Origin of the sequence: Blastococcus sp. TF02-8 (assembly GCF_003319175.1) — a bacterium.
Classification (GTDB): Bacteria; Actinomycetota; Actinomycetes; order Mycobacteriales; family Geodermatophilaceae; genus Blastococcus.
The window spans coordinates 390,873-413,132 of sequence record NZ_QOHK01000001.1; the positions used below are offsets into that span (position 1 = coordinate 390,873).

The following is a 22,260-nucleotide window of genomic DNA, read 5'->3' on the forward strand; positions in this document are numbered from 1 at the left end:
CTACGGTCTGCGCGTGACCGCCGTCCTCTCCATCCAGTCGCACGTCACCTACGGCCACGTGGGCAACAGCTCCGCGGTGTTCCCGCTGCAGCGCCTCGGCGTCGAGGTGTGGCCCGTGCACACGGTGCAGTTCTCCAACCACACCGGCTACGGGGAGTGGACCGGCCGGGTCTACGACGGCCAGTCGATCGACGAGCTGGTCCAGGGTGTGGCCGACCGCGGCGTGCTCGGCAGCTGCGACGCCGTCCTGTCCGGGTACCTGGGCTCGGCCGACATCGGCCACGCGGTGGTGGGCGCTGTGGCGCGCGTCCGCGAGGCGAACCCGGCGGCGGTCTACTGCTGCGACCCGGTGATCGGCGACGTCGGACGCGGCGTCTTCGTCCGGCCCGGCATCGAGGAGTTCATGCGCGAGGTCGCCGTTCCCGCAGCAGACCTCGTCACCCCGAACCACTACGAGCTCGACCTCCTGTCGGGCGCGCAGACCCGCTCGCTGACCGAGGTGAAGGACGCCGTCGCCGCGGTGCAGGCACTGGGCCCGCGCGTCGTGCTCACCACGTCGCTGGTCGCCGAGGACACCCCCGAGGACGCGATCGACCTGCTCGCCTCCGAGGGCGGCCGGCACTTCCGGGTGCGCACGCCGCGACTGGGGGTCTCGGTCAACGGCGCGGGTGACGCGATCGCCGCACTGTTCCTCGCCCACTGGCTGGACACCCGCTCGGCCGCGGAGGCGCTGGGCCGGGCTGCGGCGTCGGTGTTCGGGCTCCTCCAGCGCACCGAGGATGCCGGGTCGCGGGAGATCCTGCTGGTCAGCGCGCAGGAGGAGTTCGTGTCCCCCAGCCGCACCTTCGAGGTCGACGAGGTCTGACCCTCAGCGCTCGGCCAGGGTGGCCGCGATCCGGGCGATCGTCGACTCCTCGACCGGCAGGTGCGGCAGCACCGAGGCCACCTCGTCGGGCTCCAGGCCGAGGTCGCCCAACGCCGCCAGCAGCAGGTCCGCCTCCTCGGGCGGCACCGGAACGGTGCACCCGCACCCCTCCAGCGCCGCTCGGGCGAGGAACAGCGCGCCGGCCAGACCGTCGTCGGGCACCGGGGCCGGCTCGGCGACGACGGCCGTGCGGGTCACCGCCTCGGCCGCCCGAACCAGCGACAGAGGCAGCCCCTCGGCCTCGACCTCGATCAGCGGAACGGTGCCCAGCGCGGCCAGCACCAGGTGCTCGGCGTCGATCCGCAGCGGCGCCTCCCACCCCCCGGCGCGCACCACGTCCAGCAGGTCCCGCGGGCTCTCCCCGAGGTCGTCGGCCAGCTCGGCCCAGTCGGCCCGGCGGGTGGCGCGGGCGCGCTCGGCCGCCTGCAGGCAGGTGTCGCGCACGAAGGGCACCAGCACCTCGTCGTCGAACCGCTCGGCCTGCACGCGTCCGGCGGAGTCGACCATGTTGAGCGCGTCCTGGAAGGTCCCCGGCCGCGCATCACCGAGCTCCAGCCGTCCGTCCTCCTCGCCGGCGAGGGAGCGGCCGTGCGCCGCCCGCTCCCCCACCGTGAGGCCGGTCCGCACCAGCCGCCCGGCCCGCCGCTCGTAGTGCGGCTGGTCGGACAGGCCGACCGCCCACGCGCAGCTCTCCGCGATCAGGGCGGCCCCGCGCTCGCGGAGCACCTCGCGGGTCAGCAGCCCCATCCAGTCGATGTCGAACACGGCTCCACTGTGCCCCGCAACCGTCACTCGGCGGCGGCTCCGGCGGTGTTGCCCTCGCTCTGCTCGCTGCTCGGCGGGCCGACCCAGACGGTCTTGGCGTTCATGAACTCGCGCATGCCGAGCTCGGTGAGCTCCCGGCCGTAACCGCTCTGCTTGATCCCGCCGAAGGGCAGGTCCGGGTAGCTGGCGGTCATGCCGTTGATGAAGGCCATGCCCGACTGGATGTCGCGCACGAACCGGGTGCGCTCCTCCTCGTCCTCGCTCCACAGGTTCGAGCCGAGCCCGTAGTCGTGGGAGTTCGCGATCCGAATCGCCTCGTCGAGGCTGTCGACGACGTAGAGCGCCGCGACCGGTCCGAACACCTCCTCGGAGTGCATCTTCATGTCGGGGGTCACGTCGGCGACCAGCGTCGGCTCGTAGAACCAGCCGGGACGGTCGACCCGCTCGCCGCCGACGACGATGCGCGCGCCCTTGCTCCGTGCGTCCTCCACGTAGTCCTCGACGTCCTGCAGCCCGGACTCGGTCGCCAGCGGGCCGATCTGGGTGTCGGGATCCATCGGGTCACCCACGGTCAGCGCGCCGATCTTCTCGGCGAACAACCGGGTGAACTCCTCGGCGACGTCCCGGTGCACGAAGAACCGCTTGGCCGCGATGCAGCTCTGCCCGTTGTTCTGGTTGCGGGCGGTGGTGGCGACCTCGGCGGCCCGGTCCAGGTGGGCCGACGGCATGACGATGAACGGGTCGGAGCCACCCAGCTCGAGCACGGTCTTCTTCAGCGCGTCACCCGCGATCGCGGCGACCGACTGGCCGGCCGGTCCGCTGCCGGTCAGCGTGGCGGCCATGACCCGGTCGTCGCGCAGGACCTTCTCGATCGTCGAGGAGCCGACCAGGAGGGTCTGGAACACGTCGTCGGGGAAGCCGGCCCGGCGGAACAGCTCCTCCATGTACAGCGCGGTCTGCGGCACGTTGCTGGCGTGCTTCAGCAGGCCGACGTTGCCTGCCATGAGGGCGGGCGCGGCGAACCGCATCGCCTGCCAGAGCGGGAAGTTCCACGGCATGATCGCCAGCACGACGCCCAGCGGCTGGTAGGTGACGTAGGCGCGCTCGGCCTTGACGGCGGCGGCGTCCTTCTCGACCGGCTCCAGGAGCGCCGGCCCGTGGTCGGCGTACCAGCGCAGGGCGGCGACGCACTTGGTCGCCTCCGCCTTGGCCGAGGCCAGCGTCTTGCCCATCTCGGTGGTCATCAGCTCGGCGACGGAGTCGGTGTCGGCCTCCAGGGCGTCGGCGGCGGCCCGCAGCCAGCCGACCCGCTGCTCGGGGCTGGTCAGGCGGTAGCTCTCGAATGCCGCCGCGGCGCGCGCGAGCTTCTCCTCCAGCGCGTCGTCGGTGAGCGGCTCGTAGGTCTTGAGCGTCTCCCCGGTGGCCGGGTTGATCGTGGCGATGGCCATGGTGTTCTCCCTCCCGCTGCTACGCCCCCTCACCTGCCCGGACGCGCCGCGCCGAAACCGGGCAGGGCCGGGGCAGCTCCTCGTCCCCCCGGTCCGCCGGTCGCCCGAGCTGTCCGACCCGGCACCGTCGCCTACGGTGGGGGGACGGCTCCGCAGGGCCGGGACCGGAGACGTCGGGGGCACGGGTGAACTGGACGGCAACGGGCGGGGTCGGGTACCCCGCGCCCGGGGGCTTTCCGCACGACGCCCTCTTCCACGACTCGACCGACGCGCTCATCGACACGGTGCTGCCGTTCCTGCACGACGGGCTGGCCGAGGGCGACGCCGCCGTGGTCGCGGTGCAGCCCCGCACGGCCGCCCTGCTCCGCGAGGCCCTCGGCAGGGATCCGCGCGTCCTCGTCGTCGACGAGGACGCCGTGTACGGCCACCGCACGCCCGCCGCCATCACGACCTTCCGGAGGCTGGCGAAGGAGAACGCTCCCGGGGGCGCGCACCGGGTGCGCGTGGTCGGCGAGATCGACTTCGGCCGGACCGCACGGGACTGGCTGGAGTGGGAACGCTACGAGGCGGTCATCAACGAGGCACTGCGGGGGTTCGGCCTGTGGGGGGTGTGCCTGTTCGACACCGCCCGGCTCCCCGGCCCGGTCCTCGACGCAGCCCACCGCACCCACCGGCAGCTGGTGACGCCCTCCAGTCGCACCCCCAACCCGCAGTTCACCGATCCGGCCGAGTACCTCCGCGGCCTCCCGGTGCCCGACGAGCCGCTGGAGAGCACTCCCCCGCGCTTCGCCGCCGGCGACGTCGCGGACTTCATCGGGCTGCGGCACGCCGTCGCCTCCGAGCTGGCCGATCTGGCCGCACCTGACGACCTGATCGAGGACTTCCTGCTCGCCGTCGACGAGATGACCAGCAACGCGCTCCGGCACGGGCTCCCTCCGGTTGGGCTGCGGCTGTGGACCGCACCCGACCGCATCGTCTGCTCCATCACCGACGGCGGCCCCGGCTGGGACGACCCGTTCGCGGGCTACGGCCCGGCTCACGGCGACGACCTGTCCCGCGGTGGCATGGGGCTGTGGCTGGCCCGCCAGCTGTGCGACCACGTCGACATCCGCGGCGGCGCGCACCATCCCGGCGAGGGCGGCATCAGCGTCCGCCTCACCGTGCGCCTGCCCTGAGCGAGCCGACGCCGCATTCCGTCCAGTGGTGGGCGGGGGTCGAGCACGGCGGTGGCCGTGGCGATACTGACCCCTGAGCAACCCTGACCGATGGGAGCACCTGGTGGACCGGACGCGTACGCACGTTCCTCGGAAGCGGGAGGCCTGACGTGGACAAGGTCGTGGCCTCGGTCCAGGAGGCCGTCGCGGACGTCGCCTCCGGTTCCGTCCTCGCCGTCGGCGGTTTCGGGCTCTGCGGCGTCCCCTTCGCGCTCATCGACGCACTGCTCGAGCAGGGCACCGACGAGCTGACGACGATCTCCAACAACTGCGGGGTCGACGACCAGGCGCTCGGCGTCCTGCTCTACGCCGGCCGGATCCGCAAGACGATCAGCTCCTTCGTCGGCGGCAACAAGGAGCTCGCGCGGCTGTACCTCTCCGGGCAGCTGGAGGTCGAGCTGACCCCGCAGGGCACGCTGGCCGAGCGGCTGCGCGCCGGTGGCGCCGGGATCCCCGCCTTCTACACGCCCACCGGCGTCGGCACGCTCGTCGCCGACGGCGGCATCCCGATCCGCTACGACGCGGACGGGAACGTCGTGCAGACCAGCCGGCCCAAGGAGGTGCGCGAGTTCGACGGCCAGCAGTACGTGCTGGAGACGGCGCTGACCGCCGACTTCGGGCTGGTGCACGCGCTCAAGGGCGACCGGCACGGGAACCTCTACTTCCACGAGTCGGCGCGCAACTTCAACCCGCTGGCGGGCATGGCCGGACGGATCACCGTCGCCGAGGTCGAGGAGCTCGTCGAACCCGGCGACCTCCGCCCCGAGGACGTGCACCTGCCCGGGGTGTACGTGGACCGCGTCGTCGTCGTGGGGTCCGAGCGCAAGCCGATCGAGAAGCGCACCAGCCGCCCCCGCCCGTCCGCCGGCGTCCCTGCCGCGGCCGGCGAGGAAGCCACCGAGGGAGCAGCTTGATGGCCCTGAACCGTGAGCAGCTCGCCGCCCGGGTGGCGCTCGAGCTGGAGGACGGCCAGTACGTGAACCTGGGCATCGGCATGCCGACGCTGGTCCCGAACTACGTGCCCGAGGACGTGCACGTCGTCCTGCACTCGGAGAACGGGGTGCTCGGCGTCGGGCCCTACCCGTTCGAGGGCGAGGAGGACCCCGACCTCATCAACGCGGGCAAGGAGACGGTGACCGTCCTGGCCGGCGCGAGCTACTTCGACTCCGCGCTGTCGTTCGGGATGATCCGCGGCAAGCACCTCGACGTCGCCGTCCTGGGCGCGATGCAGGTCAACGTCCGCGGCGACCTGGCCAACTGGCTGATCCCGGGCAAGATGGTCAACGGCATGGGCGGGGCGATGGACCTCGTCCACGGCGCCAAGCGGGTGATCCTGATGATGGAGCACGTCGCCCGCGACGGGTCGCCCAAGATCGTCCAGGAGTGCACGCTCCCGCTGACCGGCAAGGCGTGCGTCGACCGGATCATCACCGACCTCGCCGTCGTCGACGTGACGCCCGAGGGTCTGGTCCTGCGGGAGACCGCCCCGGGCGTGAGCGTCGACGAGGTCGTGGCCGCGACCGGCGCGCCGCTGGCGGTCACCGACGTCCGCGAGATGGCGCTCCCCGCCGGCGTCTAGCCCTCCCCCCGGCCGAGTGCCGGGTCGTGGGCGTCTCGAGCCCGTCCGGACGACGGCGACCCGACGAACTCCGGCTCAGCGCAGCGCCGATGCGCGCGATCACCGGGTGGGACCGGGCAGGTCCCACCCGGTCACGAAGACGACGGTCCACCCCGCCGCGATGAGCCGGTCGAGTGTGCCGTGGTGGTCGCCTCAGGGCTCGCGGCCCGACGACGACCCCACACTCGGGACGCCGTCGCCTCAGCCGCCGCGGAGCTCGTCCAGGATCGGGCCGGCGACCTTGTAGGCGTGGTTGGCCGCGGGAACGCCGGCGTAGACGGCCGCGTGCTGGATGGCGGCGCCGATCTCCTCGTCGGTGAGCCCGTTGTTCTTCGCCGCGCGCACGTGCAGGGCGAACTCGTCCCAGTGCCGCAGCGCGATGGTGATCGACAGTGTCATCAGGCTCCGGTCCCGGCGGGACAGCTCGGGCCGCTGCCAGACGTCGCCCCACGCGACCCGGGTGATGAAGTCCTGGAACCCCTCGGTGAACGGGGTGGTGTTCGCGACGGCGCGGTCGACGTGCGCGTCGCCCAGCACCTCGCGGCGGGTGCGCATGCCTGCCTCGCGGCGGGCGTCATCGGTGTTCGGCAGCTCGCTCATCGGGCGCTCCCGTCCTGGTCGAAGTGGGCGAGCAGCGCGCCGGTGACCTCCAGCGTCCGCTCCAGGTTGGCCAGGTGCGCCCCGGGCACGGTGAGCAGCGCGGCACCCGGGACACCGGCGGCGATCGCCTCCTGGTGCGGCGGCGGCAGCGCCGGGTCCTGGGCGCCGGACACCACGAGCGTCGGCGCGGTGATGCGGGCCAGGTCCTCGCGCAGGTCGATGCCGCCGACGACCTCGCAGCAGGCGGCGTACCCCTCGTCGTCGGCGCCGGCGATCATCGCCTCGAGCCGGGCCACCAGGTCCGGGTGCTGCGCGGCGAAGGCAGGCGTCAGCCAGCGCTGCACCACCGTCGGGGCGAACTGCGCGGTGCCGCCGGATCGCGCCTGCGCCGCCCGGTCGAGGAAGCCGGCCGGGTCCACCTTCGCCGAGCTGAACATCACCGCGAGCCGGTGCACGCGCGACGGCTCGCGCGCCGCCATCCGCAGGCCGACCATGCCGCCCAGGGACACCCCGGCGACGTGCGCCCGCTCGGCCCCGATCCGGTCCAGCACGGCCAGGACGTCGTCGACCAGGTCGTCGATCGTGTACGGGCCGGCCGGTGCGGGGGACTCGCCGTGCCCGCGACCGTCGTAGGTCACCACCCGGTAGCGCTCGGCCAGCGCCGGCACCTGCGGGTCCCACATGGCGCGGGTGGCGCCGAGGGAGTTGGACAGGACGACGACCGGCGCGTCGGCCGCCCCGTCGATCGTGCAGGAGACCTCGACCGCGCTCATCGCTCCCCCTCGGTCAGCCGGGCGTGCTCGGCCAGGACGGCGTCGACCTGCTCGGCTGCCTCGCCCACGTCGGGCCCGCCGGCGAGCAGCTCGGTGACGTCGATGTCGTCACGGCCGGCGATCACGTCGGCCAGCGGGCGCCCGGTCGCCGCCGCCTCGCGCACCGCGGCGGCCGCCTCGTCGTGCGCCGCGCCCCGGCCCAGCCGCGGGGTGAGGGCGTCGGCCAGTGCACCGGCGAGCTCGGGGTCACGCGCGGCACCCACCGTGTCGGCCATGCGCTCGACGTCCGGGCGCAGCCCCTCCAGGCTCTCCACCACCCAGGCCGCGGCCGAGCCGACCGCGGTGAGCAGATCGGTCATGGCCGGCCACTCGCTGTGCCAGGCACCCGCGGCCCGCTCGTGCTCCTGCTCCATGGCGCCGAGCAGCGTGGCCACCAGCCCCGGGGCACGACGGGCACAGGCCCGCGCGGAGATCGCCGCGACCGGGTTCCGCTTGTGCGGCATCGCGGAGGACCCACCCCGACCGGCGCCGCTCTCGGCCGCCTCGGCGACCTCGGTCTGCGCGAGGAGGACGACGTCCACGGCGACGGTGGCGAGCACGCCGGCCGTCGCACCGAGCGCCCCGGCGAGGTCGGCGATCGGCAGCCGCATCGTGAACCAGGGCGCCGCCGGGGCGACGAGCCCGAGCTCGGCGGCGAGCCGCGCGCGCAGCGCCGTGCCGGAGCCCTCGCTGGCCGCGAGCGTGCCGACCGCGCCGCCGTACTGCACCGGTAGCGAGGCCACCACCTCGGCCAGCCGCAACCGGGCGCCGTCCAGACCGCTCAGCCAGCCGGCCGCCTTGAGGCCGAACGTCGTCGGCAGCGCCTGCTGCATCAGCGTGCGCCCCATGACGACGTCGTCGCGGTGGGTGCGGGCCAGCCCGGCCGCGGCCTCGGCGGCCAGCGCCAGGTCCCGGTCGATCGCGGCGATCGCCCGACGGGCCAGCAGCACCAGCGCGGTGTCGACGACGTCCTGGCTGGTCGCCCCGACGTGCACGGCGACGGCGTCCCGCTCCCCCACCGCCGCTCGCAGCACCCGCACCAGCGGAGGTACCGGGTTGCCGGCGTCGGCGGCGTGCGCGACGACGCTCGCCAGGTCCAGCGCGGCCGGCTCGGCGCAGGCCCGCGTGACGGCGTCGGCCGCCGTGGTGGGCACCAGGCCGGTCGCCGCCGCCGCCCGGGCGAGGGCGGCCTCGACGTCGAGCAGTGCGTCGAACCAGGCCGGGTCGGACACGGCGCTCGCCGCACCTCCCCGGGCGAAGGTCCCGCTGAAGAGTCCGCTCACGCGGCAGTTCCCGTCACGCGGTCGTTCATACCGCGAAGAAGACCGTCTCGCGCTCACCCTGGAGGGAGACGTCGAAGCGGTAGCCGTCCTCGCCCGGCGTGGCGAGCAGCGTGGCCCGCTGGTCCTCCGAGAGCCCGCGCAGGACGGCGTCCTCGGCGTTGGCGTCGGCCTCGTCGGCGAAGTAGATCCGCGTGACGACCCGGTCGAGCAGGCCGCGGGCGAAGACGGAGACGTCGATGTGCGGCGCCTGCAGGCCGCCCTCGCCGTCGGGCACCCGGCCGGGCTTGAGGGTGAAGACCTCGAACTCACCGGAGAGCGTCTGCGCGCGGGCGTAGCCGCGGAAGCCCGGGTAGGTCGAGGCGCCGCGAGGGTCCTCCGGCGAGGCGAAGCGCCCGTCGGGGTCGGCCTGCCACGTCTCGATCAACGCGTCGGGCACGACGTCGCCGTTGCCGTCGGTCACCCGGCCACGGATCCAGAACCCGCCCGCGGTGCCCTCCTCGGCTGCGTAGACGCCGTCGGGCCAGGTGAGGCCGATCGCCAGGTACGGGCCCACCGTCGCGCTCGGCGTGGTGCCGAGCCGGAGCGGACCGGTCAGGAAGCCGCTGCCCCGCTGGCCGGAGCGCGGCTGGAAGGGCTCGCTCGGGTTCGGCGGCACGTCCAGGGGATCGACAGTCATCACGCCACACCCCCAGCGCGATTCCGCGCCTCGTTCCGCTCCTCGCTCGTACCTCGCTGCGATGCTCGCTCGGCTGTCATCACGCCACACCCCCAGCGCGATTCCGCGCCTCGTTCCGCTCCTCGCTCGTACCTCGCTGCGATGCTCGCTCGGCTGTCATCACGCCACGTCTCCGTCGTCGTCGGTCTCGAACGGGGTCTGGTCGACACCGCGCAGCACGATGTCCCACTCGAAGGCCAGCGCCCAGTTGTCCTGGGTGCGCTCGAGCGAGTACCGGCTGACCGCCCGGTGCCGCGCGGCGGCCGGGATGGCGTTGTAGATCGGGTCCTGCCCGAACAGCGGGTCGTCCGGGAAGTACATCTGGGTCACCAGCCGCTGGGTGAACGCCCGGCCGAACAGGCTGAAGTGGATGTGCGCGGGGCGCCACGCGTTGTGGTGGTTGCCCCACGGGTAGGCGCCCGGCTTGATCGTCAGGAACTCGTAGCGGCCCAGGCTGTCGGTGACCACCCGGCCCAGCCCGTCGAAGTGCGGGTCCAGGGGCGCGGGCCAGTTGTCCACGACGTGGCGGTAGCGACCCGAGGAGTTGGCCTGCCACACCTCGACCAGCGCACCCGGGACGGGCCGTCCGTCGCTGTCGAGCACCCGACCGTGCACGAGGATCCGCTGCCCCAGCGCCTCGCCGCCGTTGCGCCAGGTGAGGTCGGCGTCGTGCGGGAGAACGCGGTCCTCGCCGAGCACCGGACCGGTCACCTCGGTCAGCCGGTGCGGGAGGTCCACCGGGGTGCGCAGCGGGGCCCGCAGGCCCGTGCTCCGGTAGTCGGGGAAGCCGACGGGGGTCCGCGTGGCCGCGTCCTCCCGCAGGTAGCGCGGCAGGTGCAGCCCGCTGTCGGATGTGGTCCCGGTCATAGGGCAGGACGGTACGGCCGTCCGGCTAGGCTGCCCAAGCCGCAGCTTCCACTGGCCGGGAGAGGAGAGGTCGCATGGCTGGTCACAGCGCCGCGCCCGGCCGCTCGGTCACCTCCCGCGCGCTGGGCATCCTCGACGCCTTCGGCAGCGACTGCCCCCGGCTGTCCCTCTCCGAGATCGCCGAGCGGTCCGGCACACCGCTGACCACGGCGCACCGGCTGCTGGCCGAGCTCACCGGCTGGGGGGCCCTCGTCCGGCGGCCCGACGGCCGGTACGAGATCGGCCGCAAGCTGTGGGACCTCGGCCTGCTGGCACCGGTGCAGCTGGAGCTGCGCCAGGTCGCGGCTCCGTTCCTGCTCGACCTGCACACCACCATCCGCGACACCGTGCACCTGGCCGTCCGCGAGGGCCTGCACGCGCTCTACGTCGAGCGGATCTCCGGCCGGGAGTCGGTGCCGATCGTCAGCCAGGTGGGCAGTCGCCTGCCGCTGCACGCGACCGGCGTCGGCAAGGTGCTCCTGTTTTCGGCCCCGGACGACGTCGTCGCGCAGGTGATGCGCTCGCTCCACCCGGTCACCCGGCACACCGTCGTCGACCCCCGGCGGCTGACCGAGGAGCTCACCGAGATCCGACGTCGCCGCTACGCCCGCACCTGCGAGGAGATGTCGCCGGGCGCGGCCTCGATCGCCGTCCCGGTGCAGGTCGAGCGGCCGTCCGGACCGCTGGCCGTGGCCGCCCTGGGCATCGTCGTCCCGCCGCAGCGGCGCGACCTCGCCCGCCTGGTCCCGGTGCTGGAGATGGCCGCCCGGGGCATCGGCCGGGAGCTGGCCCGGTCGCACGAGTTCCACTGAGCGAAAGACGCCGTTCCGGCGACGGCGCTCCGCGGCCAGACTCGACCGGGTGCGCACCCAGGTAGGCATCATCGGCGCCGGCCCGGCCGGCCTCCTGCTCTCCCGCCTGCTGGCGCAGCGCGGCATCGACTCCGTCGTGCTGGAGAACCGCAGCCGGGAGTACGTCGAGGCCCGCATCCGCGCCGGCATCCTCGAGCAGCACACCGTCGACACGCTGACCGACGCCGGGCTGGGCGACCGGCTCCGCCGCGAGGGGATGGAGCACCGCGGCATCCACCTCCAGTACCCGGGCACCCGGCACACGCTGGACTTCCCCGAGCTGTGCGGCCGCACCGTGTGGGTCTACGGGCAGACCGAGGTGACCAAGGACCTCATCAGGGCCCAGCTCGCCGGCGGTCCGCCGCTGCTGTTCGAGGTCTCCGACGTCACGCCCGAGGACGTCGACGGCGACTCCCCCCGCATCCGGTTCACCGACGCCGACGGCACCCCGCAGGTGCTGGAGTGCGACGTCGTCGCCGGTACCGACGGCTTCCACGGCGTCTCCCGACCGGTGGTCACCGCAGGCACCGCCGGCCGGCTGTGGGAGCGGACCTATCCCTACGCCTGGCTGGGCATCCTGGCCGACGCCGCACCCTCCACCGACGAGCTCATCTACGCCTGGCACCCCGAGGGCTTCTCGCTGTACTCGATGCGCTCGCCCAGCGTCTCGCGGCTCTACCTGCAGGTGGACCCGGGCGACTCCATCGACAACTGGTCCGACGACCGCATCTGGGAGAACCTCTCGCGACGGCTGGGCATCGACGGCTGGGAGGTCTCCACCGGGCCGATCACCGAGAAGTCGATCCTGCCCATGCGGTCCTTCGTCAGCGCACCGATGCGCCGCGGCCGGCTCTTCCTGGCCGGCGACGCCGCGCACATCGTGCCGCCCACCGGCGCCAAGGGCCTCAACCTCGCCGTCGCCGACGTGACCCTGCTGGCCACCGCGCTCGACCGGCTGCTCAACGAGGGCCGCACCGACCTGGTGGACGCCTACTCGGACACCGCGCTGCGCCGGGTCTGGCGCTGCACGCACTTCTCCTGGTGGATGACCTCGATGCTGCACACCTCGGGGGACGACTTCGACGCCCAGCTCCAGCTCTCCCAGCTGCGCCGGGTCTGCTCGTCGGAGGCGGCGGCCCGCGAGCTGGCGGAGAACTACACCGGTCTCCCGATCGACGGCTGAGCGCCCGGGCATCCGGATCGGCGGTCCGGCGCGAACAACGGTCGTGGACTCTCCCGCCCCGCGCCCGCAGGCCGAGTGGATGGTGCAGCCCCTGGTGGAGGCGGGGCTGCGCCCGGCCGAGATCCGGACGCTCGTGACCCGGTTGTGCTTCGAGACGGTGGTGTCCGACGGCGTCGGACCCGCGCGCCTGCTGGACCTCGTCGAGGACCGGTCGCCGGCGATCAGGACCGCCTGGGTGCGGGTGATCGACCGCATGATCGACGGGACACCGCCCGCCCGCTGAGGGCGGGTCAGCCGAGGTCGGCGATCGTCGCGCGAACCCCCCGCTCGCGCAGCGAGGCCCGCGCCGCCGCGAAGGCCTCGGTGAACCGTGCGACGTCGACCAGGTCGCCGAAGAGCTCCCGGTCGGCGACGAGCGCCAGCGGGTCCTCGGCGCGGGCGGCGGCCACGAGCCGGTCGCGGCGGGAGTCCACCACCTCCAGCGGACGACCGTCGTCGTCGGCGCCCTCCAGCGAGCGCGCCCACGCGGCGAGGACCAGGACCGCCCGGCTGATCTCCCCGCCGGAGGCCAGGTTGCCCCGCAGCACCGGCAGGAGGAACTGCGGGATCCGGTCGGAGGCCTCCGCGGCGATCCGGTCCAGGGTGTCCGCGATCGCCGGGCTGCCGAAGCGCTCCAGCAGGCCGTCCTCGTAGCGGCCCAGGTCGATGCCCGGTACCGGGCGCAGCGTCGGCTTCGCCTCCTCGTCGAGGTAGCCGCGCAGCAGCCCGCGGAACGCGGGGTCGGCGCAGGCCTCGTGCACGTACTCGAGCCCGGCCAGCCGGCCGGTCTGGGCGAGCACCTGGTGCCCGGCGTTGAGCAGCCGCAGCTTCATGAGCTCGTAGGGCGCGACGTCGTCCACCAGCTGGACGCCGACGTCCTCCAGCGGCGGCCGGCCGCAGGAGAAGGAGTCCTCCTGCACCCACTGCGTCCACGGCTCGCACACGACCGGCCACCGGTCCTCGACACCGAAGCGCTCGGCCAGGTCGGCCCGGTCGGCATCCGTGGTCACCGGCGTGATCCGGTCGACCATCGAGTCGGGGAAGGGCACCTCGCGCTCCACCCACTCCCCCAGCTCGGCGTCGCGCAGGCGGGCGAAGGCACCGAAGCTGGCCCGCGCCAGCCGGCCGTTGCCGGGGATGTTGTCGCAGGAGACGACGGTGAACGGCGGCAGGCCGCGCTCACGCCGGCGCGCGAGCGCCTCCACCACGAGCCCGAACGACGTCCGGAGCGCGGCGCCGGGCTGGAGGTCGTGGACGACGCCGGGGTTCGTGCCGTCGAACTCGCCGGTGACGGCGGAGGCGTTGTAGCCACCCTCGGTGACCGTGAGGGTGACGACGCGGGTGGCGGGGTCGGCCATCTTCTCCACGACCGCGTCCGGGTCGTCGGGAGCGAAGAGGTACTCCACGAGCGAGCCGATGACCCGCGCCTCCTCCGAGCCGTCGGGATGGCGCACGAGGAGGGTGTAGAGGCAGTCCTGCGCTGCCATCACCTCGGCCATGCGCCGGTCGTGCGGGAGCACGCCGACGCCGCAGATGCCCCAGTCCAGCGCCTGCCCCTGCTCCATGAGCCGGTCGAGGTACATCGCCTGGTGGGAGCGGTGGAACCCGCCCACGCCCAGGTGCACGATGCCGGTGCGCACCCGGCTCCGGTCGTAGGACGGCGTCGAGACCGAGGCATCCAGGTCCGGCAGGGTCCGCGCGGCGAGAGGCGTCACCCGCCCACCATGCCCACTCCTGGCCCGCGGCAACGGGACGACGCGGAAATGCCGCCACACCCGGCCCGCGGCTACCCGCCAGTACCTCGTGTGGGATCGTCCGAGATACACGTCGAGACGCCGCAGCAGGCGGCGTCGGGAAAGAGGACCGATGCGGTTGCAGCTGTCCCCGGAGCTCGAGGCCTTCCGGGAGGAGATGCGCACCTTCTTCACCACCCAGGTTCCGCAGGAGATCCGCGACAAGGTCGCGGCCCACCGGCACCTGACCAAGGACGAGTACGTCTCGGCCCAGCGCGCGCTCAACGCCGCCGGCCTGGCCGTGCCGCACTGGCCGGTCGAGTGGGGCGGCAAGGACTGGACGCCGCTGCAGCGCCACATCTGGCGCGAGGAGATGCAGCTGGCCAACGTGCCCGAGCCCCTGGCGTTCAACGCCAGCATGATCGGCCCGGTGCTGGCCGCCTTCGGCAACCAGGAGCAGAAGGAGCGCTTCCTGGCCAAGACGGCGAACCTCGACATCTGGTGGTGCCAGGGCTTCTCCGAGCCCGACGCCGGCTCCGACCTCGCGTCGCTGCGCACCACCGCCGTGCGCGACGGCGACGACTGGGTCGTCAACGGCCAGAAGACCTGGACCACGCTCGGCCAGTACGCCGACTGGATCTTCTGCCTGTGCCGCACCGACCCGACCGCGGAGAAGAAGCAGCGCGGCATCTCGCTGCTGGTCTTCCCGATGGACACCCCCGGCGTCACCCTCCGCCCGATCGAGCTCATCGACGGTGGCTTCGAGGTCAACGAGGTCTTCTTCGAGGACGTGCGCGTCCCCGCCGAGAACCTGATCGGCGAGGAGAACCGCGGCTGGGACTACGCCAAGTTCCTGCTCGGCAACGAGCGCGTCGGCATCGCCCGGGTCGGGGCCACCAAGCGGCTCATCGCCCAGGCCAAGGAGTACGCGCAGGAGATCTCCGAGGGCGGCCGCCCGCTGCTGGAGACCCCGCGCATGGCCACCCGCATCGCCGAGCTGGAGAACGAGCTGCTCGCGCTGGAGCTCACCGCGCTGCGCGTCGTCGCCAACTCCGCCGACGGCAAGCCGCACCCGGCGTCCTCGGTGCTCAAGCTCCGCGGCTCGGAGCTGCAGCAGGCCGCCATGGAGCTGCTGGTCGACATCGCCGGCCCGCTCTCGCTGGCGTCCTTCGCCGAGGAGGGCTCGGACGTGCCCGACTTCGCACGGGTCTCCGCCCCGACGTACCTGAACTACCGGAAGGTCTCCATCTACGGAGGCTCGAACGAGGTTCAGCGCACCATCATCGCCGGCACGATCCTGGGGCTGTGATCTAGATGGACTTCACCTTCGACAGCGAGCAGAACGACCTGCGCGAGGCCGTCCGCGGTCTCCTCGAGCGCGCCTACGGGGACAGCGAGGTGCGCCGCAAGGTCGTCTCGAGCGACCCGGGCTTCGACGAGAAGACCTGGTCGCGCCTGGCCGAGATGGGCCTGCTGGGCCTGCCCTTCGCCGAGGAGCACGGCGGCATGGGCGCCGGCCCCATCGAGGTCGCGATCGTGGCCGAGGAGATGGGCCGGGTCATCGCGCCCGAGCCGTTCATCGAGGCGGTCGTGCTCGCCGGTGGCCTGATCGCCGCCGCCGGCACCGACGAGCAGAAGGGCGAGCTCCACGGTGCCATCGCCGAGGGCACCACCATCCCCGCGTTCGCGCACGCCGAGATCGGCACCCGGTGGGTTCCGTCGGCGTCCGCGGTCACCGCCACGCAGTCCGGCGACGGCTGGACCCTGAGCGGTGTCAAGGAGCCGGTGCCGGGCGGGGCGCGGGCCGACGTCCTCGTCGTCTCGGCCGTCGTCGACGGCGGCACGGGCCTCTTCCTCGTGCAGGGCGACGCCGCAGGGCTCACCCGCACCGGCTACCGCACCCACGACGGCGGCCGCGCCGCTCGCGTCGCCTTCGACGGCACCCCCGCGGTGGCGCTCGGTGCCGGCGGCGACCAGACCGCCGCCATCGAGCGGGCCCTGGCCGAGGCGCGCATCGCCTACAGCCACGAGTCGATCGGGGCGATGGACACCGCGCTGCGCACCACCGCGGAGTACCTGAAGACCCGCAAGCAGTTCGGCGTGACCCTCAACCGGTTCCAGGCGCTCACCTTCCGCGCCGCGGACATGTACGTGTCCCTGGAGCTGGCCCGCAGCACCGCGCTGTGGGCGTCGATGGTGACCGACGCCGGCGGCGACGTCGTCGCCGCCGCGGACCGCGCCCGGCTGCAGACCAGCCGCGCCGGCCGGCACATCGGCAAGGAGGCCATCCAGCTGCACGGTGGTATCGGCGTGACCGCGGAGTACAAGGTCGGTCACTACACCAGCCGGCTCACCGCCATCGACCACCTGCTGGGCGACGGCGACTGGGCTGCCGACCGGCTGGCCGCCGACGTCGCGGCGCACGAGACGGTCGACCCGCTGGGCGCGCCGTACGCCCCCGGGGCAGGCGTGGCCTGACCCTCGGTTCCACCGGCCGCGGCGTCGTCCCCCGATCAGGGGGATGGCGCCGCGGCCGCATTTCCGGCACGCTCCGGTAACGGTCGAACCGCAATCGCCGCACGCGCCCCACCTGCACCGACGCACCCGTCGCCCTGCCGGTCCCGGGGTCGCCCGGCGGTCAGGCTTCCGCCGTTCGTGATCGAGACCCGGGCGGAGAGCCCGGGCCGTGCCCCCGGAGGACCCCGTGCGCCTGACCCGACTGCTCGTGGGAGGTTCGGTCCTCGCTCTGCTGAGCGGCACCGCCGCCTGCGGCCTGCAGACCATCGAACCGAAGATCCAGCTGCGCGACGCGCTCCAGGCCTTCGGCGACCAGCAGTCGGTCGCCGTGCGGCTGTCGGTCCCGAGCTCCGCGGACGACGTGCGCGCCTTCGCCGAGGCGACCGACGAGTCCGTCGAGAGCGAGGACATCGCCGACGAGGACCTCGACACCCTGCTCTCCTCGTCCATCGTCTACGGCTACGACAAGGGCGAGAAGGCCGACGACCCGGCCGACGACGCGGTCAGCGCCCAGGTCCGCATCGGCGACCTGACCGCCGGTGAGGTGCGCGCGATCGGGGAGACCGGGTACGCGCGGGTCGACCTGGACGGCCTGGTCGAGGAGTTCCCCGACATGGCCGAGGACGTCGACTCCTTCCGCGCCGAGCTCGACGGCGCGCCCACCGACGTGCCGGAGGCCCTGCTCGCGCCCGCTCGCGCCCTCGTCGACGGCGACTGGGTGTCCCTGGACGCCACGGAGCTGCTCGAGCAGATCGAGGCGATGGGCGGCGGGAGCACCCCCGAGGACGACAAGAAGCTCCAGTCGGACCTGCAGGAGCTGGGCGGCAAGGCCCTCAAGGACGCCGTGGTGTCGGTGGAGCGCAAGGGCGAGGACGACGACCTGGGCGACCACCTGGTCGTGAAGCTGAACCTGCGCAAGGGCTACGCCACGATCCGCGAGGGCCTGCCCGGCATCCTCCCCGAGTCCGAGGACCCGGCGACCCTGGAGGAGCTCCCGCCGGTCTCCGAGGTCCCGGACAAGGACGTCGACGCGTCGGTCTGGGTCCGCGACGGTGAGCTCACCCGCGCCGAGTTCGACGTCGCCCAGTTCCTGGACGAGCCCGCCGGGCACCTGGTGCTGCGCGCCGACGCCCTGGACGCCGAGCCGGTGAAGGCCCCGAAGGACGCGGTGCCGGTCGACGTCGCCGCGCTCATGGAGGGCGCGATGGCCGTTCCGCCGGGCACCGAGGAGGAGCTGGACGCCTACACGATCGCCGCGTGGGTGGACATGGACCTCACCACCGTGGCGTCCGACGAGGGCGGGGAGCCCTCCGTCGAGTACCTGCCGGAGGTCATGTCCTACTACGAGGGCGCGACGCCGGACCTGGTGATCACCGCCGTGGGTGCGCAGGTGCAGGTGAGCACGGGCGGTGAGACCGTCTGCCTGACGCCGTCCCCCGACGGCATGGGCGAGGACATCGCCGACGGTCCCTGCTGACCCGACGCACGACGGAGCCCCGTCCCCCCGTGAGGGGGGCGGGGCTCCCGGGCGTTTTGTGCACTTTCCGCCCGGGCGGTTCGTGCACTTTCCGCCCGGGCGGTTCGTGCACTATCCGCCGCTGGGGTCAGGAGCCGATGCGGCCGACGACGAGGCGGTTGACCCAGTCCGGGCTGATGGAGGACGCGGCGGCCAGCACGCGGGTCTGCCGGCCGACGGTGCGGTGCGGCGACCGGGGCAGCCGCACCCGCTCGTGCACGACCTTCCACGCCGCGGCCGCGACGTCGGCCGGCGTCAGGCGCACCCCGAGCGCTGCGACCGGCGCCATCCCGACCCCGTCGCGGGTGACCATCTCGGTGTCGACGAACAGCGGCACCAGGCTGCGCACCCGCACGCCGTCGGTGCGCCACTCCAGGTCCAGTGCCTCGGTCAGCGACTTGACCGCCGCCTTCGTCGCGCCGTAGGTGGCCAGTGTCGGCTGGCCGTACAGGGCCGAGGCCGAGCACAGGTTGAGCAGCAGACCGCGCCGCGCCCGCCGCAGGTAGTCGTGTCCGCTGTGCGCACCGAGCACCACGCCGATGACGTTGACGTCGACCTGACGGCGGTGCGTGCCGACGTCGATCCCGGCGAACGGCCCGGACGCGAGCACGCCGGCGTTGTTCACCAGGACGTCGAGCGTGCCGTCGGGGCAGAACCGCTCGAGGGCACTCCCCCACTGCCCGGCGTCCCGGACGTCGAGCGGCCCGTGCACCGCGTTCGGCCGGTCGCCCGCGACAGCGGCGACCGCGGCGGCGTCGACGTCGAACAGCCCGACCCGCCAGCCGGCGTCGAGGAACCGCTCCGCGATCGCGCGGCCGATCCCCCGCCCCGCTCCGGTCACCAGGATGCTTCCGCTCCGCCGTCGACGTGGGTTCACCGGGAAACTTCTACCGGAGACCCGGGCGAACAGTGCACACACCGCCCGGGAAGGGGTCCTTCTTCAGTCGCCGAGCATGGCGCGGCGCAGCTCGTCGGCGTCGGCCCGCACCTGGTCCAGCACCGGCACCAGGTCGTCCTCCCGCAGCTGGCCGCAGCTGAGCCGCACGATCGGGACGGTGTCGTAGTCCTCGACGTTGAGCCGGGCCGCGACCTCGAACGCCGAGCGGAGCAGACCGCCCTCCATCGAGGTGAGGTCGTCGACCTGGTTGAGCCGGCCGGTCATGCTGTGCGGGAAGCCCCACTGCTCCAGCGCCACGGCGGTCAGCCGCAGGCTGTTGATGCCGTAGCGGCGCAGCTCGGCGACCCGGCGCTCGGAGAGGTCGGGGTGCTCGGCGCTCAGCTCGGCGTAGCCCTCGGGGTCGTTGTGGTGCAGCAGCGCCGTGCCCATCTGCGCGAGCAGTCCCAGGCAGAGCGCGTCCTGGGGCCGCTCGCCGAAGCGCGGGGCCAGGGCGGAGGAAGCGAGCGCCAGGCTGGTCGTGACGTCCCAGAAGTTCTCCGGCAGGCGCGACTCGTCGTCCAGCTCGGTGAGCGCCACCGTGGCCATCGTGCGCACCGTGGTGAACCCGACGACGGTGACGGCGAACTGCAGCGAGGTGACCCGGCCGCGCATGCCGAAGTAGGCGGAGTTGGCCAGCTTCATCACCCGGCTGGCCAGGGCGACGTCGGAGGCGAGGATCCGCGACAGCACCTTGGCGCTGGTGTCGTCCTGGTTGGCCACGGAGACGATCTGCGCGGCGACCGGCCGCTGGGCGGCCATGGTGTCGATGCTGGCGAGCACCTTCTCCAGGTCGAACACGGGTGCCGGCTCGGTGCGGGCCGGCAGCGGGGTGACGGTCATCGGGTGCGGTCTCCATGGGCGGCGAACCAGGCGGCGGCGTGCCCCCCGGTGAGGGGCTGGCTGAGGCTGAAGCCCTGCAGGTAGGTGACTCCCATGCGGGTGAGCTCCGCAGCCTGCTCGGGGGTCTCGACGCCCTCGGCCACGGTGCTGAGGTTCAGGCTCCGGGCGAGTGCGATGACGGCGGAGGCGATCTCGGTGTGCCCGTGGGCGAGCTCGGCCACGAAGGAGCGGTCCACCTTGAGGCAGTTCACCGGGAGGTGCCGCAGGTAGGCCAGCGACGAGTAGCCGGTGCCGAAGTCGTCGATCGCCAGCTCGACGCCGATCTCGCGCAGCTGGTGGAGGATCTCGCGCGCGGAGTCGGGGTCCTTCATCAGCGCCGACTCGGTGATCTCGATGGAGATCCGCGACGGGCTCAGGCCGTGCCGCTCGAGCGCCGCGCCGACCTGGGGCGGCAGGTTGGCGTCGAGCTGGAGCGCCGAGACGTTGACGTTCGCCCGGGCCGGCGCGGCCCAGCCCATGAGCCGGTCCCACTCGGCGAGCTGCCGGCAGGTCTCGTCCAGGACCAGCAGACCGAGACCGGCGATCAGGCCGCTCTCCTCCGCGAGCGGGACGAAGACGGCGGGGCTGATCATGCCGCGCTCGGCGTGCTCCCAGCGGGCCAGCGACTCGACGGCGACGGGGCTGCCGTCGGCCGTGCTGAAGATCGGCTGGTACATCAGCGTGATGTCGCGGCGCTCGATGGCGTCGCGCAGCTCCGCCACCAGCCGCAGCTTGTCGCGCGCCTGCTCGCGGGCGCGCTGGTCCAGGACGGTGATCCGCCCCTTGCCGCCGGCCTTGGCCTGGTACATGGCGATGTCGCAGTCGCGGATCAGTTCCTCCGCGCTGGCGTGCTCGTCGGTCTGGACGGTGACGCCGACGCTGGCGTAGGGCCGCACGTCCACCCCGCCCAGCCGCACCGGGCGGGCGAGCTCGACGGAGATGCGCTCGGCGAGTGCGACCGCCGCTCCCTGGTCCACGCTCTCGCAGACCACGACGAACTCGTCGCCGCCGAACCGGGCCACGAGGTCACCGGGGCGCACGACGGCGCGCAGCCGGTAGGCGACCTCGGTGAGCAGCTCGTCGCCGGCGGTGTGCCCGAGGGAGTCGTTGACGACCTTGAAGTTGTCCAGGTCGAGGAAGAGGCAGGCCAGCCCGCTGGAACCGGGCGTGAACCGCCCGGCCACGTACTGGGCCAGCAGGGTGCGGTTGGGCAGGCCGGTCAGCGGGTCGTGGTTGGCCTGGTGGGCGAGCTTGGCCTCGAAGGCCAGCCGGTCGGTGATGTCCTCGATCGTGCCGACGAAGCCGGCGCCGACGCCGGGCGTGAACAGGTGGGCGAACCGGATGATCGTCGTCCGCACCGTCCCGTCCTCGCGCATGAGGCGGGCCTGCGTCTCGACCTCCTCGCCGTCCAGCGCCGCGGAGACCTGCTCGATCACCGTGTCGAGGTCGTCGGGGTGGACGGTGTCGATCCAGCCGGTGCCGAGCAGCTGCTCGGCGCGCCGGCCCACGAGGGTGCAGAAGGCGTCGTTGACGTGCGCCAGGCGCATGCCCTGCTCGGAGAGGAGCGTCGGCACCGGCGAGCGCTCGGTCAGGGTGGAGAAGCGGCGCTCGTGCGCGTCGGCGGTGGCCCGCAGGGCACGTTCCTGCTCGCTGGTCGTGGAGACCATGCGGATGGTCCACATGCGGCCGGACGGCGAGGGGGTGGTGGTCACCTGGGCCTCGACCGTCGCCCCGCTGGCGGTGCGCACCGGCAGGGTCATCCGGGCGGCGCGCTCCCGCCGGAGCAGCAGCTTGAGCTCCCCGCCGCCGAGGGTCGGGAAGAGGTGGTCCACGGGCAGGGCGCGCAGGTCGTCCAGGCCGTAGCCGAGCAGCTCGACGGCGCCGACGTTGCCCCACGTGATGCGGGAGCGGCTGCCCACGGTCTCGGCCACGACCAGCGCGAGGCTGTCGCTCACGGTGGCGCTGTAGAAGACCGACGAGACGATCTCCGGCGGCACGCGCTCGCCGTCGGGCACGCTGATGGTGACGCTCACGGTCCTCCCCTCGCTTCGCTCGGTCGACGCCGGCTGTTCGACGTCTGCACGGGTGTCTTCGGCCGGGTCTCCCCGCCCCTTTCACCCGAGCGCGCGCCGGTTCCCCCCTTGGGGGGAGGGCGGGAGCACGAGCCGTGACCCCTCGAACGGCGGACACCCCATGGGGCGTGGGGTCCCTCACATTCGGCCCGACACCCGTCGTCACGGCCCGCGACGGGGCAAGATCCCATCGATCCACCGAGCACCGCGCACGACCCCACCACTGGCAGCAGGCGACGAGGCCTGA

General features: G+C 73.4%; 21 protein-coding genes. 10 read left to right on the plus strand and 11 right to left on the minus strand.

The features are described 5' to 3' along the window. Nucleotides 1–13 precede the first annotated feature (13 nt). Nucleotides 14–865 (plus strand): pyridoxal kinase PdxY, encoded by an 852-nt coding sequence (gene pdxY, locus DQ237_RS01855; protein WP_113796539.1) that lies wholly within the window; start codon nt 14–16, stop codon nt 863–865. A gap of 3 nt (nt 866–868) precedes the next feature. Here pdxY and DQ237_RS01860 read toward each other — a convergent pair whose 3' ends face one another. Then, entirely contained in the window at nt 869–1,690 is an 822-nt protein-coding gene (locus tag DQ237_RS01860; protein ID WP_113796541.1) for a hypothetical protein, read from the minus strand. 23 nt (nt 1,691–1,713) lie between these two features. Next, the gene (locus DQ237_RS01865) at nt 1,714–3,138 is read right to left on the minus strand and encodes an NADP-dependent succinic semialdehyde dehydrogenase (protein ID WP_113796543.1); all 1,425 of its coding nucleotides are present in this window, start codon (nt 3,136–3,138) and stop codon (nt 1,714–1,716) included. Nucleotides 3,139–3,323: 185 nt separating this feature from the next. Between DQ237_RS01865 and DQ237_RS01870 the strand changes: the two genes are divergently transcribed. The 3 genes from DQ237_RS01870 to DQ237_RS01880 all read left to right on the plus strand — a co-directional run bounded on the left by DQ237_RS01870 (nt 3,324) and on the right by DQ237_RS01880 (nt 5,931). Then, the gene (locus tag DQ237_RS01870; RefSeq protein WP_113796545.1) at nt 3,324–4,313 is read left to right on the plus strand and encodes a sensor histidine kinase; all 990 of its coding nucleotides are present in this window, start codon (nt 3,324–3,326) and stop codon (nt 4,311–4,313) included. Between the two features lie 149 nt (nt 4,314–4,462). Next, complete coding sequence (locus DQ237_RS01875; protein WP_113796547.1) at nt 4,463–5,266, plus strand: CoA transferase subunit A; 804 nt, start codon at nt 4,463–4,465, stop codon at nt 5,264–5,266. Then, on the plus strand, nt 5,266–5,931 hold the full coding sequence (locus tag DQ237_RS01880) for a CoA transferase subunit B (protein WP_113796549.1): 666 nt from the start codon (nt 5,266–5,268) through the stop codon (nt 5,929–5,931). The genes DQ237_RS01875 and DQ237_RS01880 overlap by 1 nt, the downstream gene beginning before the upstream one ends. A 240-nt stretch (nt 5,932–6,171) precedes the next feature. Here DQ237_RS01880 and pcaC read toward each other — a convergent pair whose 3' ends face one another. From pcaC to pcaH, 5 genes are all read right to left on the minus strand, one after another. Beyond that, nucleotides 6,172–6,570 carry a 4-carboxymuconolactone decarboxylase gene (gene pcaC / locus DQ237_RS01885; protein WP_113796551.1) on the minus strand — a complete coding sequence of 133 codons (399 nt, stop codon included), beginning with the start codon at nt 6,568–6,570 and terminating at the stop codon, nt 6,172–6,174. Next, nucleotides 6,567–7,343 (minus strand): 3-oxoadipate enol-lactonase, encoded by a 777-nt coding sequence (gene pcaD, locus DQ237_RS01890; protein WP_113796553.1) that lies wholly within the window; start codon nt 7,341–7,343, stop codon nt 6,567–6,569. Before pcaD ends, pcaC begins: the two co-directional genes overlap by 4 nt. Beyond that, on the minus strand, nt 7,340–8,665 hold the full coding sequence (gene pcaB / locus DQ237_RS01895; protein ID WP_113796555.1) for a 3-carboxy-cis,cis-muconate cycloisomerase: 1,326 nt from the start codon (nt 8,663–8,665) through the stop codon (nt 7,340–7,342). Before pcaB ends, pcaD begins: the two co-directional genes overlap by 4 nt. Before the next feature lie 25 nt (nt 8,666–8,690). Then, complete coding sequence (pcaG, locus tag DQ237_RS01900; RefSeq protein WP_113796557.1) at nt 8,691–9,341, minus strand: protocatechuate 3,4-dioxygenase subunit alpha; 651 nt, start codon at nt 9,339–9,341, stop codon at nt 8,691–8,693. A gap of 159 nt (nt 9,342–9,500) precedes the next feature. Next, nucleotides 9,501–10,247 (minus strand): protocatechuate 3,4-dioxygenase subunit beta, encoded by a 747-nt coding sequence (pcaH, locus tag DQ237_RS01905; RefSeq protein WP_113796559.1) that lies wholly within the window; start codon nt 10,245–10,247, stop codon nt 9,501–9,503. A 74-nt stretch (nt 10,248–10,321) separates the two neighbouring features. Between pcaH and DQ237_RS01910 the strand changes: the two genes are divergently transcribed. From DQ237_RS01910 to DQ237_RS01920, 3 genes are read left to right on the plus strand one after another with little or no spacing between them, the layout of a single operon-like run. Continuing rightward, nucleotides 10,322–11,098, plus strand: a complete 777-nt coding sequence (locus DQ237_RS01910; RefSeq protein WP_113796560.1) for an IclR family transcriptional regulator — start codon at nt 10,322–10,324, stop codon at nt 11,096–11,098. 49 nt (nt 11,099–11,147) lie between these two features. Further along, nucleotides 11,148–12,320: a 4-hydroxybenzoate 3-monooxygenase gene (locus DQ237_RS01915; protein ID WP_113796562.1), complete on the plus strand. Its 1,173-nt coding sequence runs from the start codon at nt 11,148–11,150 to the stop codon at nt 12,318–12,320. A 43-nt stretch (nt 12,321–12,363) separates the two neighbouring features. Next, complete coding sequence (locus DQ237_RS01920; RefSeq protein ID WP_113796564.1) at nt 12,364–12,603, plus strand: hypothetical protein; 240 nt, start codon at nt 12,364–12,366, stop codon at nt 12,601–12,603. Between the two features lie 7 nt (nt 12,604–12,610). On the opposite strand, the gene DQ237_RS01925 is transcribed toward DQ237_RS01920, so the two are convergent. Beyond that, nucleotides 12,611–14,074, minus strand: coding sequence for a mannitol dehydrogenase family protein (locus tag DQ237_RS01925; protein WP_113796566.1), 1,464 nt, complete (start codon nt 14,072–14,074; stop codon nt 12,611–12,613). 151 nt (nt 14,075–14,225) lie between these two features. On the opposite strand from DQ237_RS01925, the gene DQ237_RS01930 reads away from it, so the two are divergent. The 3 genes from DQ237_RS01930 (at nt 14,226) to DQ237_RS01940 (ending at nt 18,086) form a co-directional block, all read left to right on the plus strand. Then, complete coding sequence (locus DQ237_RS01930; protein WP_113796568.1) at nt 14,226–15,401, plus strand: acyl-CoA dehydrogenase family protein; 1,176 nt, start codon at nt 14,226–14,228, stop codon at nt 15,399–15,401. Between the two features lie 5 nt (nt 15,402–15,406). Continuing rightward, nucleotides 15,407–16,570, plus strand: coding sequence for an acyl-CoA dehydrogenase family protein (locus DQ237_RS01935; RefSeq protein ID WP_113796570.1), 1,164 nt, complete (start codon nt 15,407–15,409; stop codon nt 16,568–16,570). A gap of 226 nt (nt 16,571–16,796) precedes the next feature. Further along, a complete protein-coding gene (locus tag DQ237_RS01940) occupies nt 16,797–18,086 on the plus strand; it encodes a hypothetical protein (RefSeq protein ID WP_147251717.1) in 1,290 nt (429 codons plus the stop codon). Nucleotides 18,087–18,213: 127 nt separating this feature from the next. Here DQ237_RS01940 and DQ237_RS01945 read toward each other — a convergent pair whose 3' ends face one another. The 3 genes from DQ237_RS01945 to DQ237_RS01955 all read right to left on the minus strand — a co-directional run bounded on the left by DQ237_RS01945 (nt 18,214) and on the right by DQ237_RS01955 (nt 21,974). After that, a complete protein-coding gene (locus tag DQ237_RS01945) occupies nt 18,214–18,966 on the minus strand; it encodes an SDR family oxidoreductase (protein ID WP_205730031.1) in 753 nt (250 codons plus the stop codon). A 99-nt stretch (nt 18,967–19,065) separates the two neighbouring features. Then, a complete protein-coding gene (locus tag DQ237_RS01950) occupies nt 19,066–19,902 on the minus strand; it encodes an HDOD domain-containing protein (RefSeq protein WP_240619332.1) in 837 nt (278 codons plus the stop codon). Then, complete coding sequence (locus DQ237_RS01955; protein WP_240619333.1) at nt 19,899–21,974, minus strand: bifunctional diguanylate cyclase/phosphodiesterase; 2,076 nt, start codon at nt 21,972–21,974, stop codon at nt 19,899–19,901. The genes DQ237_RS01950 and DQ237_RS01955 overlap by 4 nt, the downstream gene beginning before the upstream one ends. Nucleotides 21,975–22,260 lie beyond the last annotated feature (286 nt).

Coding starts and splice junctions, on each gene's coding strand:
- DQ237_RS01865 (WP_113796543.1), bottom strand. CDS start 3,138: ATGGCCATCGCCACGATCAACCCGGCCACCGGGGAGACGCTCAAGACC.
- DQ237_RS01880 (WP_113796549.1), top strand. CDS start 5,266: ATGGCCCTGAACCGTGAGCAGCTCGCCGCCCGGGTGGCGCTCGAGCTG.
- pcaC (WP_113796551.1), bottom strand. CDS start 6,570: ATGAGCGAGCTGCCGAACACCGATGACGCCCGCCGCGAGGCAGGCATG.
- pcaD (WP_113796553.1), bottom strand. CDS start 7,343: ATGAGCGCGGTCGAGGTCTCCTGCACGATCGACGGGGCGGCCGACGCG.
- pcaG (WP_113796557.1), bottom strand. CDS start 9,341: ATGACTGTCGATCCCCTGGACGTGCCGCCGAACCCGAGCGAGCCCTTC.
- pcaH (WP_113796559.1), bottom strand. CDS start 10,247: ATGACCGGGACCACATCCGACAGCGGGCTGCACCTGCCGCGCTACCTG.
- DQ237_RS01910 (WP_113796560.1), top strand. CDS start 10,322: ATGGCTGGTCACAGCGCCGCGCCCGGCCGCTCGGTCACCTCCCGCGCG.
- DQ237_RS01930 (WP_113796568.1), top strand. CDS start 14,226: ATGCGGTTGCAGCTGTCCCCGGAGCTCGAGGCCTTCCGGGAGGAGATG.
- DQ237_RS01935 (WP_113796570.1), top strand. CDS start 15,407: ATGGACTTCACCTTCGACAGCGAGCAGAACGACCTGCGCGAGGCCGTC.
- DQ237_RS01950 (WP_240619332.1), bottom strand. CDS start 19,902: ATGACCGTCACCCCGCTGCCGGCCCGCACCGAGCCGGCACCCGTGTTC.